Annotated in this window: 12 protein-coding genes; 3 read left to right on the forward strand and 9 right to left on the reverse strand. The window is 44.9% G+C overall.

Going from position 1 to position 13234, the window contains the following annotated elements; translation table 11 throughout:
* Positions 1–186: 186 nt before the first annotated feature.
* Positions 187–1215, forward strand: a complete 1029-nt coding sequence (locus NF212_RS18990) for an FUSC family protein (protein WP_434362345.1) — start codon at positions 187–189, stop codon at positions 1213–1215.
* A gap of 74 nt (positions 1216–1289) precedes the next feature.
* Here the strand turns inward: NF212_RS18990 and NF212_RS18995 are convergent, their stop codons facing one another.
* Both NF212_RS18995 and NF212_RS19000 read right to left on the reverse strand, forming a co-directional pair.
* Positions 1290–1898, reverse strand: a complete 609-nt coding sequence (locus tag NF212_RS18995; protein WP_434362346.1) for a DNA-3-methyladenine glycosylase I — start codon at positions 1896–1898, stop codon at positions 1290–1292.
* Positions 1899–2067: 169 nt separating this feature from the next.
* Positions 2068–4557: a family 20 glycosylhydrolase gene (locus NF212_RS19000; protein WP_434362347.1), complete on the reverse strand. Its 2490-nt coding sequence runs from the start codon at positions 4555–4557 to the stop codon at positions 2068–2070.
* 592 nt (positions 4558–5149) lie between these two features.
* On the opposite strand from NF212_RS19000, the gene NF212_RS19005 reads away from it, so the two are divergent.
* A complete protein-coding gene (locus tag NF212_RS19005) occupies positions 5150–5626 on the forward strand; it encodes an ASCH domain-containing protein (protein WP_434362348.1) in 477 nt (158 codons plus the stop codon).
* On the opposite strand, the gene NF212_RS19010 is transcribed toward NF212_RS19005, so the two are convergent.
* Positions 5595–6512: a LysR family transcriptional regulator gene (locus tag NF212_RS19010; protein ID WP_434362350.1), complete on the reverse strand. Its 918-nt coding sequence runs from the start codon at positions 6510–6512 to the stop codon at positions 5595–5597. The genes NF212_RS19005 and NF212_RS19010 overlap by 32 nt on opposite strands.
* Before the next feature lie 11 nt (positions 6513–6523).
* The gene (locus tag NF212_RS19015; RefSeq protein ID WP_434362352.1) at positions 6524–7951 is read right to left on the reverse strand and encodes an SLC13 family permease; all 1428 of its coding nucleotides are present in this window, start codon (positions 7949–7951) and stop codon (positions 6524–6526) included.
* Between the two features lie 274 nt (positions 7952–8225).
* On the opposite strand from NF212_RS19015, the gene NF212_RS19020 reads away from it, so the two are divergent.
* Positions 8226–9248, forward strand: coding sequence for a S1 family peptidase (locus NF212_RS19020; protein ID WP_434362353.1), 1023 nt, complete (start codon positions 8226–8228; stop codon positions 9246–9248).
* Between the two features lie 251 nt (positions 9249–9499).
* Here the strand turns inward: NF212_RS19020 and NF212_RS19025 are convergent, their stop codons facing one another.
* The 5 genes from NF212_RS19025 to NF212_RS19045 all read right to left on the reverse strand — a co-directional run bounded on the left by NF212_RS19025 (position 9500) and on the right by NF212_RS19045 (position 13123).
* The gene (locus NF212_RS19025) at positions 9500–10009 is read right to left on the reverse strand and encodes a hypothetical protein (protein WP_434362354.1); all 510 of its coding nucleotides are present in this window, start codon (positions 10007–10009) and stop codon (positions 9500–9502) included.
* Positions 10010–10539: 530 nt separating this feature from the next.
* Complete coding sequence (locus tag NF212_RS19030) at positions 10540–10860, reverse strand: hypothetical protein (RefSeq protein WP_434362356.1); 321 nt, start codon at positions 10858–10860, stop codon at positions 10540–10542.
* A gap of 14 nt (positions 10861–10874) precedes the next feature.
* A protein-coding gene (locus NF212_RS19035) for an IS3 family transposase (protein ID WP_434362357.1) occupies positions 10875–11983 on the reverse strand; the annotation gives its coding sequence in 2 pieces (ribosomal slippage) (positions 10875–11731 and positions 11731–11983; 1110 coding nt in all).
* A 132-nt stretch (positions 11984–12115) separates the two neighbouring features.
* The gene (locus tag NF212_RS19040; protein ID WP_434362358.1) at positions 12116–12568 is read right to left on the reverse strand and encodes a hypothetical protein; all 453 of its coding nucleotides are present in this window, start codon (positions 12566–12568) and stop codon (positions 12116–12118) included.
* Positions 12569–13123, reverse strand: coding sequence for a hypothetical protein (locus NF212_RS19045; RefSeq protein ID WP_434362359.1), 555 nt, complete (start codon positions 13121–13123; stop codon positions 12569–12571).
* Positions 13124–13234: the final 111 nt, after the last annotated feature.

The following is a 13234-nucleotide window of genomic DNA, read 5'->3' on the forward strand; positions in this document are numbered from 1 at the left end:
GAATTTGGCAACTTTTTTATAACTTTCATCCCTGTTGGTGTTTTACTCCTCCTTGAAGCATTGATAGGGATGCTTTTTCCAATTCGTCGTCTTTAAACCAACGAATCCCCAAAAGCTGCAGTCCTTGAAATTTATGGACCACCAAAGCATGATCTGCAGCACGTATATCACGCCTCAGATTTCCCTATGAACCAATACGAGTTTTTTTCAATCAAGCATGCCCGCCTGTTCTATATGGTGCGTGTTACGCTTGTTATGTCTGCCATTCTGCTTATCGTCCGGCTGTTTGAATTGCCCTATGGATATTGGGCACTTATCACTGCTGCTACGATTCTTGGGGCGATTCCCCTTATCGGCGGGGTGCTGACCAAAGCAAACCAGCGGGTTTGGGGCACGTTAATAGGCGGTTTATTGGGATTGACCATGTTCCTTATTCCGGACGCCTATCATTGGACACACCACATCCTGTTTCTCGCGGTATTGCTTACCGCCATGTATTTCACCCAGGAGAAATATTCCTATGCAGCTGTGATGGTTGCCATCACAGTGGTCATTGTTGCAGGTGGTGGCCCGGCAGATTTTGATGCAGCGAAATGGCGCATTATCAATGTGGCCTGGGCGGCAGTTCTCAGTGTGGTATCAAGTCTGTATGTTTTCCCTGACCGGGCAACCCGACACTTTATTTACCTTCTTGAAGAGTTTTTGGAGCAAAGCGCCCAATGCTACCGTCAACACAATGTATTGATGGAACATTCCGAATTTAAACCTATGCATGCCGAAAAACTTGCGTCGCTCATAGACAAACAACAGGCACTTCTGCCGCATCTTCGAAAAGAGTCCAGTCGTCAGTTCGGCCTGTTTTCCAATGCGTTGATGATACAAAAACGGCTCTATGCTGACCTTGAAACCCTGTTCAGTACCAACTGGGATGCCCAACAAGGCAAAGATAAAATCAGCGATATGCCTGGGCTGACCGATGCCAAACAACAACTCGCTGGTATGTTTACTACGCTTTCAAACCAAATTGCGGAAAAAAACGTGGATGCGGTATTGCAGGAAGACATTCCTCTTTTGCAGTTGGTGCCACTAGGACACGAATCACAGCCAGGAGACAGCAGCGACATCAGCTACTACGGCTACTTATGGCTGAACCGGGAAATGGCACGCCAGTTTTCTCACCTGACAGAAATTTGCAGCAAGCTGATGAGGTACTGACTGCTAAAAACGCAGATTAATATGACATTGGGCGGAATAAACCGCCCTTCATTATGAATTATTGAAAGAAGACATTACTTTTTGGCTGGTGACTGGAAATTATCCCGTGCTTTTCTTACCGCTTCACGGATCTCACAGCCAACCGCATGGTCATTAACAAGCCCCATGGCCTGCATAAACGCGTACACCGTTGTTGGGCCAACAAATTTCCAACCGAGTTTTTTCAAATCTTTGGACAACTGAACAGACTCAGGTGTTGTTGCAACCACTTCCGGCGTTTCAAGCTGTTCGGGTTCGTATCGCCAGAAAAATGCGGCAAGCGATCCTTCTTTTTCCACCATCTCTATGGCACGTTTGGCGTTGTTTATCACGGCTTCAATTTTACCCCGGTGGCGGACAATACCGGCATCCCCCACCAAACGCTCGACATCTTCTTCTGTAAATTTAGCCACTTTGTGAAAGTCAAAATGGTGAAAGGCGCGACGAAAATTTTCCCGTTTGACCAAAATGGTGCGCCAGCTTAAACCAGACTGAAACCCCTCCAGGCAAATCTTCTCAAATAACCGGAAATCATCCGAAACCGGGAATCCCCACTCTCTGTCGTGGTAATCAATATAGTCCTCGGTAGCCAGACACCAAGTGCACCTTTGCTTCCCATCCGGTCCTGATCCAATGTTGCTCATCCTGTCTGTTCTCCCTATTCGTTCAATAAAAAAGCCAAACTTGATTCGCCAAACCTTAGTTGAACTATAAACCCGAGAATACGGTCAACCCGGTATAAGTACAAAACAAAACACCGGAGGAACTAATTCCTCCGGTGTTTCTTTTTAGAGACAGAATTCAGCAGGTTAATTATTCAACCAATACCCACTGCTGTTGGTCATGGGATGTACATGACTGTACTTCAATCCTGTCGTTTGGCGTCAGAACCGGATCAGCAACCGCATCTATATCGATACATGCGTTGGTGTTGCCTTTTGACTTGAGATTGAAGAATCCGTAGTCAACTTCTGACACTTGCCACTGTTGGTTCGGACCAAGATGGCATTTCCACACCAACATTTGATCTCCATCGTTAATTACTCTCTCAGGGCCGCGGTCAATATCAAGACACATGGTGGTATCCATTGCCATACGGAAAGAGACGTTACCACCTCCCTGATCCCATTTCTCCCAACGCTGGTAAGGGTCGTCACGATCACATTTGCGTAGTTCAGCAAGGTCACCGTTCGAGACGCTGCCGCTTTCCCGGTTAACACCCAAACAAACGCTCATATCCGCTTTCGGACGCATCTGGATATCTGCGATATTTTGTGTCACGGCTTGTCCGCCCACCGAAGTCCCGAACAAATCGAGTTCCGCAAGCGAAGCAAAATCCTGTCCGTTTGTGGCAGACAAGCCTGTAAAGCGGACATACCTGGCGGTTTTCTTGGAGAAATACACACTGCGCGCTTCCCGGTTATTCACGAGATCATAAAACTCGCCATTCGAGACTACGTTAGTCCACGTAACGCCATCGGTACTCACCTGGAAGTTATAGTTGTCAACCAATCCATTGATATTGCGTTGGTTCTGGTTACGTCGCGCCTGGAACCTAGCTCCATACAAGTCATACTCGGCACCGAGGTCCAGCGCCACACTGTGAGGGAAGCTATCTACCCCACCCGAATACTTCGAATGCCAGATGGTTGTACCTACACCGTCAAAAATGTTGGATGCACTTCCATCTTCCTGAGCGGTCTCCTGACTGGAAACGTTGTGAACCTGCCAGTTATCTTTTGTAATCGCATTCTGTTCACCTTTATAAGATGACGAAGCACCAACCTGGTGAACTTTCGACAAGAACCCTGAAAGCTTGGAGGAGGACTGCGCTCCTGCCCAGTTGCGCTCAGCAGACACAGCCCTGTATTCGAACATCAGGTTTTCAAACTGGTAGTCAGGCCAGGTGTAAGCGGTGTCTGTCCAGACACTGACCTTCACACCTTTCAGGTGGGACGATGTTGTATTGTTCCAGGTATAAATGGTGTCATTAGACGGGAAAGTATCAACGAAGCCGGGTGTCAGATAAAAACCGCCATCGCCGGTTTTAATGACATCAAAGCCTAAATTGATATAAGCCGATTCAGCATTTCCTGCCCACACATCCACGAGAATGTCATTGCTTGGCTCAATCGTGGTGCTTTGTCTTTCATACCAGTTCCACATTTGGGTTTTCTTACCCAAGCTCTTCACATGGTCGTTAAGCTCATCAATCGCTTCTACGAGCACATCACCATTTTTAGTTAAAGACGGCGTATCGGCAACATAGTTGGTCAGCTCTGCACAGTTACTAAGCTTGTAACCTTCCGGTACCTCATCGGTACCAATGTGAAAATAGGGTCCATCAAACCATGGGACGAACTCTGAAAGCAGGTTTTCAAGAAAATCCCGTCCGGTATTTGGGCTGTTTTGAGAAACGCCAGTGTAGTTAATTGTCCACCGTGGGCCAGAAGACCCCTCCCATTGAACCTGAGGCTCGCTAAGAGTGTAGCAACTGAACGCATCCTCTTTGCTGTAATCCCCCAGCAACTTGGCGTGTCCTGGAATATCGATTTCCGGGACTATAACCACATGGTGTTTCTTGGCAAAAGCCTCCAGTTCATCAATATCCGATTTTGTGTAAGCCCCCAGAGCCGCGAGCCCGTCAAAATCCGCGTTGTCACTGGCCAACCGGAACGCATTCCACTCAGTAAGGTGAAGATGGAGCCGGTTCATTTTGTTCCAGCCCAGGTTGCGGATAAGATCTTTAAGGTATTCCTTCGTCCAGTACTTACGTCCGGCATCAATCATGATCCCGCGTTCTGGCAGTGACGGTGAATCTTCTACCCTTCCTTTGGGCACATTGTTGTGTCCACTATCTTGCTTCAATACCTGGAGGATAGATTGGGTTCCGTAATAGAGCCCCGCTGTTGTGTTGGCTCTGATATTAATCGCATTCCCAACATCGATGATATATCCCTCATCGCCAAGAGATGAATTGTAACTACCCAATAAAGAAAGTCTGATGTCTCCGTTATTCGTTGAACCACCATTCACAACAGAAAAATTCAGACCCAAATTTTCCAGATCATCAGAAAAATGTGCAGCGGTCTCTGAGACCGTCGTGGTAATATTGTTTATTGTTGATGAACTTCCTATAGAAGATGAGGATATGACAATCCTCGGATTGGCACCGACCTGATATTCACCGGATGAAGGTGCCCAGGAGCTTACCGTTGGAACCGTATCAAAACCTGCTGCATGTGCTTGGATTATAAAGCTAAAGCAACCAATTACAGCCAGCGCTGCTTTTGTTTTCATCATGAAAGATACCTCTCCCTTTATATATCTAACTTATTATATTTATTGAATTTTGTTATTTTTATGTTTACGTTACTGACTATTATTTGCTCGCATTCATTATTGCAACCACTACACATAAATATCAACAATCTGCTAGCCGGAGAAATATTGTCATACTATTTGACAAGGGAGTTATTAATTTAAAATGAAAGTCTATTTTTCTTACCTTCATATAGGAATATCGGCATCTAAATTGATACGTTTTTTTAATTACATCTGCACCCCATCACATATTGCTTTTTATTCAGTATGTTAAGGCCATTATTTGGCTAAAAAAATAATTTCGACCTGACCAGATTTTTTACTACATAATAATTTTAAAAAAGACTTGCTGGATGCTCACGTTCCAAAGCTTTCGATATCATATTTGCCAAAATGTGATCATAATGTTAAAACGCACGTTGCTTCCAAGCCCGCTCGTGTCTTTCATCAAAGCTAATCCTGTCGAGTTCGCCCCAAAATGCATTGCCAGTCATAGAAGTGGCGGAGCCATATTGCACCAATTACCAAAGGCGACTAGTTTTGACATCTATTCACTTGATTGGAACGTTAGATGAATCCTCTCGCTCACCAGTATTTAAACCGTTATCTTTCTACCGTCACGACTTCACATAAACAAAGGTATACCTCATTCAGTGCCGATTACTTTTGTGCAGATGAATACAACGCTAATCTCTGCGCCCAGTTGGTTCTTGATGGAAAGAAAACGGCCACATGCAGTATGAAGTACTGGTATAAAGAGGGAGGTGAGAAAATGCCCGTAGTCGGGCACTTGCAAGTCATTACCGATTACCTCGGCAATCCATTTTGCATCATCGAAACGACCGAAGTGTCTGAGTGCTGCTTCAGTGACGTCACACCTGAATTTGCTGCGGCTGAAGGAGAAGGAGACCTCTCCCTGTCCTGGTGGCGCAAAGCGCATTGGGACTTTTTCTCAAAGGAATGCAAAGCTGAAGGAATTGAGCCCACAGAAGATATGGTTCTGGTTCTGGAAAAATTCAAAGTGGTTTACAGTGAGCTAAGCTTGTAGGCACCGTTGAATCTTCCGGCTCCAATATCCTGCAGATGGAGGAAATCAAAGCAGTTTTTTCTCTGTCAGCCCTGAATAACAACAGCACTTTCAGTGGGTCAGGCGTTTTATATATAAGCCTGACTTCACCTTTTGATTCAGCTTCTTTCGCTGTATCCGCATGTAGCAGGCCAACGCCCACTCCTCCGGCTACCAGTGTTCTTGTCACACTCTCCCTATCGATACTGATAACGCTATCCGGTCGAAAACCGTGTTTTTCAAACAATTTTTCTGCTGTCATGCCACAACACGTATGTGAAGGAGGATGTATCCAGGTTAACCTGGACAGCTCTCGCCAATCTACTGGTTCAGAGTGAACAGAACTGTCCGATGAAACCGCCAGATAAACATCAAAGCGTCCCAATTCTCGGTAGGAAAAGTCAGGCTCCGGTTCACAACACTCATTGTAAAGCCCCATATCCAGATCGTCGTTTTTGACTCGCTGGAGTATCTCAGCTGTCGTGGAGGTGTGCTCAACAGAGAATTGAATATCCGGGTAATGCTCGGAAACACGCATTAGGAAATTACCAGCAAATTCGGGGCTCGTACTTGAAGACACACCCAACTTCAAATGACCACTGAGTTTGCCGCGCAGTCGGGTTGCTTCATCCAAAAGATCCCGGTGGGCAGCGAGCGTTTGCTCAGCTTTAACCAATAAACGCTCCCCCTCAAGGGTGAGGAACATCCCTCTGGGAGTCCGTTCAAACAGGCAGACTCCCAAAGACTCCTCCATCGCTTTTATATGCGCACTTACCGCCGGCTGGCTTAAAAATAATTTCTCCGATGCTCGGGTAATCGTGCCTTCTCGGACAACAGCTACAAAGGTTTTCAGCAGGTGAATATCCATAATCTTCCAATCTATCCGTCAAACATTCCCAGTATCCGCCACCACAGAAGATCCAGCGGCATCAGCACAACAAGCCCGATAACAAACATTACCAAGCATAGTTTAGTCACTGTCCAAGTAGGCAGGTTACCAATTTGGATTGCCGCAACCACCGGTGGGACCTGATAAAGAAGCAGGACATTTGAAAATGCCAGCACCTGAGACATAAGAATGGTGGTGATCGAAAACCCGGTTGCTTCAGACAAGTTTTCTGCCAACGGAGACATGATTGCGGGCACACCTGGCAGGTTGGTTACAGCCGCCACAAACATTGATATGCCGGTTATGGAAACCAAATTCCACATGGATTTGTCTGCAGTAAATGGTAAGTGTTCACTGAGCGGTTCGACTATCGCTTGCCCAAGCCCGGATTGGGAAATAACAACACCCAGCCCCATAATGCCCGCCACGAAGAACAATGGCCCATATTTCACTTCTGTATTAAGACAATTTTTTTGCGTGAGACCAGTAAAAGGAACAAGGCAATACACTGCAGCAGCAAGGCCTATCCACCCCGGAGAAATATGATGGATCCGGTCTGTCAGCCAGAGCAACAAACACAGGCCCAACACAACCGACAGTTGTTTCTCATACACTGTCATAGAGCCTGACACGGATAACTCAGAGCGTCGGGCAGCCGGGTCTTCTGAAGGTAACACCCGGAGGATAAGCAACACCAGTATCCCCGCTTTCAACAATCCCAGAACGGGAAAATGAAGGATCAAATAGTCCCAGTAGGAAAGTTGAATACCGTACAAGCTCTCCGCCATTCCAGCCAGCACCATATTCGGTCCATTCGCCGGTAAAATCGTAAATGCCGGCAGGCAGGTACCCAACGTTGCGGCAATCATCATTCCCGTTTGCCCATTGGAACCGGCTTTATACCCCATGTGCTCTGCAAGCGATTTGACTATTGCTAGCAACAGGACGACCCGCCCGATAGAAGAAGGAACCACAAACGCCAGCGCCAACCCAAAAAACACAATGCGGGTTATTACGCCAGAGTACGTCGAACCCGCTGTGCGAGAAAGTATCGCGGCCAACCTGTTGCCCAAGCCGGTATGATTCATGGAAATACCTAGTATCAAACCGCTGAACAACAGCCAGTACGGGGGCGAATGAAATCCCGAGAACACACTTTCTGCCGGGGCAAGTTCAAGCAGCATGGCAACCAGGAAAAACAGAAAGGCCGGCCAATACTCCGGCACGATTCCGGTCGCCCACAGCGCGAGGCATAGCGCTGATAAGACAGCGACCCAATACACAGAAGGAGGAAGGTAAATCCACGCTGACATGGCCGATACCATCACAGTGAAAAACACCACCACAATCAGACGGTTGATCTTTCCAGATGTCGCATTGTTTGGGATAAGGGCATTTGAAGCGGTAGATTTTGTCATTACTTCTCGCTTAACCAGTGACGTTATATGATGTCAAACTAACCGTTTAAGCGAATGCGCTTCCAATTGTTTATTCTGAGGTGGGTATAAGAGATAGTTATGGCTACAAATATTAACCTCATTACGCAATTAATTTCATTTAAAATGAATTTATTGTTTCACAAAATGTTTATTTAACAATGGAAATGAATTTTCTTTAGTATGACTATTGAAATGTTTCCCCCTAGATATAACATTCATCTGCGACATATAAATCAAACAAGGATTGTCAGTTATGTTAGGAAGAATACTACTGCTTTTTGCCACTTTGTTTTCAACCCTTTCATATTCATCAATCCCACAGCGCACTCCCTACATAGTTAACGGAGCCAACGTAACTCAAGGTGACATTCCATGGCAAGCCGCTGTAGAGAGCCCATCTGGCGTGTGCGGTGGCGTGATTATTGGCTCTCAATGGGTGTTAACAGCCGCGCATTGTGTTACCGATAGTAACACTGACCAGCCGAATAGCATTTCTGGTATAAAAATATATAGCGGTAGCGTGATAAGAAACCAAAATACCGCATATAACGCGACTCAACTCGACGTTTATCCTGGTTACACAAACGATGATGATTTAATTGGAAGTTATTATGACATTGCTTTGATACGAATATCTGGTGGCTTCCCTGCAAATTCAGCCATCAAAATGCTATCTTCGAACCAACAGTTAGACATAGAAATATCAAATACATGGGTCGACGATCAGCCGAAAACACCAAATCTGCTTGTTTCTGGTTGGGGGATAACAAATGGATCAGACATTAATTCCAATCCGTATAATTTACAAGCCACCCTTCTCTCCGGGGTACCTGATTCGGTTTGTCGACAAAAATGGAAATTAAATATACCCGCCTCTTACGTTTTATGTGCCTCACCACCTAACCCAGCAATAACCAACACGAGCTGCAAGGGAGACTCTGGGGGCCCAGTTGTCTGGCAAGATCCCAACTATCAAAGTGACGCCGATAGAGGTTATCGGCTGGCAGGGTTGGTAAGTGCTGGTCCCGGGGAATGTAAGGTATCGGCGCCAGAACTCGAAACTCAAGTTTCGCAGTTTTATAACTGGGTAAAGTCTAAAACAGGGACATTGGTGACAGATACCACTACATCATCTTTCCCTGTTGATATATTTCAAAAGTACGCATCAACTGCACAGGCACCATCTAGTGGCGGTAGCGGTGGAGGCGGGGGCACCATGTCCATCTTTAGTTTTCTGTTTCTTTGCGCTTTGACGAGGATCAGGCGCTCTCGATAAACAAAATCGGCTGCTAATTTGGCAGCCGATTTTTTCTTTCTATTTTCTAATTATCAAGCTGTTGTCTGGTACCTGTGCTGTGTGTGAAATTCAAATACGACGTATTATTCTTCGGCTAATTTGAAGATTGGACGCCAAACGATCAATATTTCCTCTTGGTTAGACGTTAAGCAAAGGGGAAAAGACACTCTGCTTCTTAGAGTGTCTGTCTCAGTAGTTGCTTGTTATCGATTCCCGCTTTTGAAATTCTCTTAACCAATACTGACAGTCTGCAGTAATTCCTTAAAATTCTTGATCAAATAATCCTCATCACCATCAGTAGAACTCGCTATCACCCAATACACTTTTTTAGGTGAAGATAACAGTGCCACAAACTGCACTGCCTCATCACCTTCGATGTTGAACACCACTTTTTTAATACTTATGTCAACTGACTCGCCTGCAGTAAAGGCTCCCATATCTTCCATCGCCTTTATATCGAGACCTTCCTTCGCATAGTCTCGCTGCAAAGCATACCAATACATTTTTCTCTCGAGACCACTGACAACATCTTGTGATAACAGAAAATAGCTCAATTCATCTCCTTTCCAACCAGCTATAATTTCTTCTTCGAAGCCTAATTCTGGTAACGCCTGATAGGTCACATCCATTGAAGAATCTGGTGTAACAGTGAGCGACGAGGCAATTTCCCAATCTTCTGCATAAGCATGTACGTTAAAGAGAAACAATAAAACTACGCATAATTTTGCCACTAGATTCATAATATATCCTTATCGTCACGTTGAAACACCGTGAGTAACCAATGATTAAAAAAACATTGTTAGGTTGCCCAACTTGCTTACCCAATGCAAACAACATGAATAACAGTGCGGGGATCGATTACACGAGCGCAAAACTATCCATAATAAGGACGGTCAAATTTCTCCCATGCTACCATGATTGCTCGAACGCCTTGCGTTGAACCTCTCACTGTTAGAAAACTAAATTGAATTTCTAGTCCGGTTATATTGTTGGCACTGAAACCTCGATCAACGCAGCCTTGCCTTTGCTTAAACGTAGGAGAACATCAGGCGTCCGTTTACCAGATAGCTAATCCACTCATTTCTGTCTATTTTCATGTTATCAGGTCATTGCCTGATGCTTCTTCTGCATGAAACTCAAATGCAGGTTCGATTTCTTCAGAAGATTCTAAGATTAAGCGCCAAACGGCCAAGGTTTTCTCTTGGTTAAACGTTTAGCAAAGAGGATAAAACACTCTCCTTCTTAAAGAGTCTGTCCCTGTTATTTTCATCTACAAAGCAGGCAAAACACCCAACATCAATTTGGAATCAGAAACAAAAATAAAAAATCCTATCCCTTCTTTATCTTTAACCTGTAAAACATTCACTTCTTTAACAGTGCCCTTTACTGCCAATGCTTGTTCAAGAATTGTTCGAAATGCATCTAAGTAAGTAATATCACTGTTTTTCATCACATCTCTTTGAATATGAAACCGAGTCGAATAAATAGATTCAAACTTATCTATGGGTAATGCCGCTACACTTTTTAGTTCACTATCCTCTTGATTCAACAGGGTGATGAGCCTTCGGGCGTACTCCCGGTGAACCAACACTGTCCACTTCCCCGTTAACAAGACAACATATAACTAGAGCTTTCCAGTCTCCGTCGGTATTCAGCCGGCGGGATATTTCCTAAGCTTTCGTGAGTCCGTTCTTCGTTGTAATCAAGCATCCAGATCCATGCCATGTCTCGCACTTGCTCAAGAGACTCGAACAGATAAGCATCCAGGAACTCTCGGCGGAATGAACCGTTGAAGCGTTCCACAAAGCCGTTTTGCTGAGGCTTACCGGGTTCGATATAGACCAGCTCAATGTCATGTGTTTCGCACCAATCGGTCAGTTGTGCAGAGATAAGCTCCGGGCCATTATCGACGCGAAGTTGTTTTGGCAAGCCTCGTTCCTCTTTTAGGTGTTCCAGAGTGCGCACGACTCGGCCAGCCGGGAGCGACGTATCGACTTCAATAGCCAGGCATTCCCGCGTGGCTTCATCTTCGACATTGAGGGTGCGAAATCGCTTCCCGCAATACAGCGTGTCATGCATGAAGTCGAGTGCCCACTGATGATTAGGCTCCATGACTACCTCCAACGGCTTAGCTACACGCTTGGGTAAAACACGTTTTGGGCGCCGTTTTAGGTTCAGACCCATTCGGCAGTAAACCCGGTAGACCCGCTTGTGATTGAAGCTGAGTCCTTTGTATCGCATGCGCCCATAACACTTCCAGAAGCCTGCCTGCGGGGACTTGCTAAGTACCGCGTTGATAGCATCAATGACGTCGGCATCCGCTACCCGCCAGTCCCTGGGTTTTCGATAAAAACTGGCACGCCCTAACTGAGTGAGTCCACAGGCTTTTACAACGCTCAGGCCAACGTTAATCAGGATGTGTGCACAATCCCGCTTGTCGTTGACTACCAGCCCTTTTTTGCGAACAGTTCCTTCATCGCATGGTTTTCCAGGCTGACATCTGCGTACATTTTCTTGAGCTTGGCATTTTCAGCCTCAAGCTCTTTAATTCGCTTGAGTTCAGAGGCTTCCAGCCCTCCGTACTTGGCTTTCCAGTTATAGTACGTCGCATTACTGATGCCATGCTGGCGGCAGATATCATCGACTTTCATGCCCGCATCGGCCTCTTTGAGGATGGCAACGATCTGAGTTTCGGTGAACCGTGACTTTTTCATGGTGTTCTCCTGCAATTAAAAGGCAGAAAACTCCAGTTTAGACTGTCTCAGAATAGGGGAAGTGGACACTATCCTTTTTATGGTGTCTGTCCCCATTTATCGCTTGAGTGTCTGTCCCTGTTATTGTTTTTCTCATGGTTTTGAGTAAGTGGTTGCTTCTCCTGGTTCTAAGTTCCACTCTTTCTTTAATGTAGCCATTTGACAGTCATAGTCTTGAGGTATCGTTGAGTCAGTCAGATACATCGTAATCCTCAACTCTTGAATATATTCATTCCTTTCACACCGATACACTCCTGTAACAACATCATGATCTACTACATACTCCATCACCTTAAGACTTATATCATCTAAACAGTTAATCTTTGAACTTAATTCACTAACATTAACATCATAGTTTTTAACCAATGATTTCAACTCATAATCCTGCACAGAACCGCAATTTCTTCCAATACCACCTTGATTAGAAATTCTATCAGCCAAGGAGTAGACTCTATATTCATAGAAGAATCTTTCAGCGAAAGTCAATGTTATTAAAAACAATAATATGGCAAAAGCAGCAAGTATAGAACATAAAATTATTTTCAATTACTTACCCCATGCATAAAAATTATAATCTCGGTTATAATTCACACTCATTTCTCCATTATTGTGATACTTGGATGGTGAACTCCAATTCACGCTTCTTGAAGCAGCTCCAAAAACTCCCAAAGGGCTAAAAGCCTTTATTGAGCTGTCATTGAGCATAAGTTGTGAGGTAATAGACCCATGCTGCATATTGCCTTTACCAGGAGCATTAAGATTGTTACCCAGTATATAAATACCAGTATTATGTAGTACTCCATTACCGTCCATATTCCAACTATAGTTATCAGAGCGTAGTCTCAATGTAGCATTCACTGCATAAACCCCGCTGCTGTGTACCGTCATCCTGCCTACTACATCACCTGACACCCTGCCAAATGGCCAAGCCTTTGTGTCTAAAGCCTCAAAAGGATCTGAGTTAAAAGCTTTGTTTGACCATGTGAAATTGACAGCTGTTCCTGGATTTTCTTTTCCACTATTGTATATCGAATTCATGTAACCATTGGGGTTGCTAACACTAGTTTGGATCTGACTTCCAATATCAATACTTTCTTCCATGCCCCACGATTGAGAATCAGCATTAACCAAAGAGTAAAATAACGTAAGACGCCCGTTTACTCGATAGCTAATCCACTCATTTATCTCTATTTTCTTGTTATCAGGCCATTG

The organism is Parasalinivibrio latis (assembly GCF_036825535.1).
GTDB lineage: Bacteria > Pseudomonadota > Gammaproteobacteria > Enterobacterales > Vibrionaceae > Parasalinivibrio > Parasalinivibrio latis.

What these genes read in the sequence shown, in the direction of transcription:
- NF212_RS18990 (WP_434362345.1), top strand. Translation starts at nt 187, where the DNA reads ATGAACCAATACGAGTTTTTTTCAATCAAGCATGCCCGCCTGTTCTAT.
- NF212_RS18995 (WP_434362346.1), bottom strand. Translation starts at nt 1,898, where the DNA reads ATGAGCAACATTGGATCAGGACCGGATGGGAAGCAAAGGTGCACTTGG.
- NF212_RS19000 (WP_434362347.1), bottom strand. Translation starts at nt 4,557, where the DNA reads ATGATGAAAACAAAAGCAGCGCTGGCTGTAATTGGTTGCTTTAGCTTT.
- NF212_RS19005 (WP_434362348.1), top strand. Translation starts at nt 5,150, where the DNA reads ATGAATCCTCTCGCTCACCAGTATTTAAACCGTTATCTTTCTACCGTC.
- NF212_RS19010 (WP_434362350.1), bottom strand. Translation starts at nt 6,512, where the DNA reads ATGGATATTCACCTGCTGAAAACCTTTGTAGCTGTTGTCCGAGAAGGC.
- NF212_RS19015 (WP_434362352.1), bottom strand. Translation starts at nt 7,951, where the DNA reads ATGACAAAATCTACCGCTTCAAATGCCCTTATCCCAAACAATGCGACA.
- NF212_RS19020 (WP_434362353.1), top strand. Translation starts at nt 8,226, where the DNA reads ATGTTAGGAAGAATACTACTGCTTTTTGCCACTTTGTTTTCAACCCTT.
- NF212_RS19025 (WP_434362354.1), bottom strand. Translation starts at nt 10,009, where the DNA reads ATGAATCTAGTGGCAAAATTATGCGTAGTTTTATTGTTTCTCTTTAAC.
- NF212_RS19045 (WP_434362359.1), bottom strand. Translation starts at nt 13,123, where the DNA reads ATGGAAGAAAGTATTGATATTGGAAGTCAGATCCAAACTAGTGTTAGC.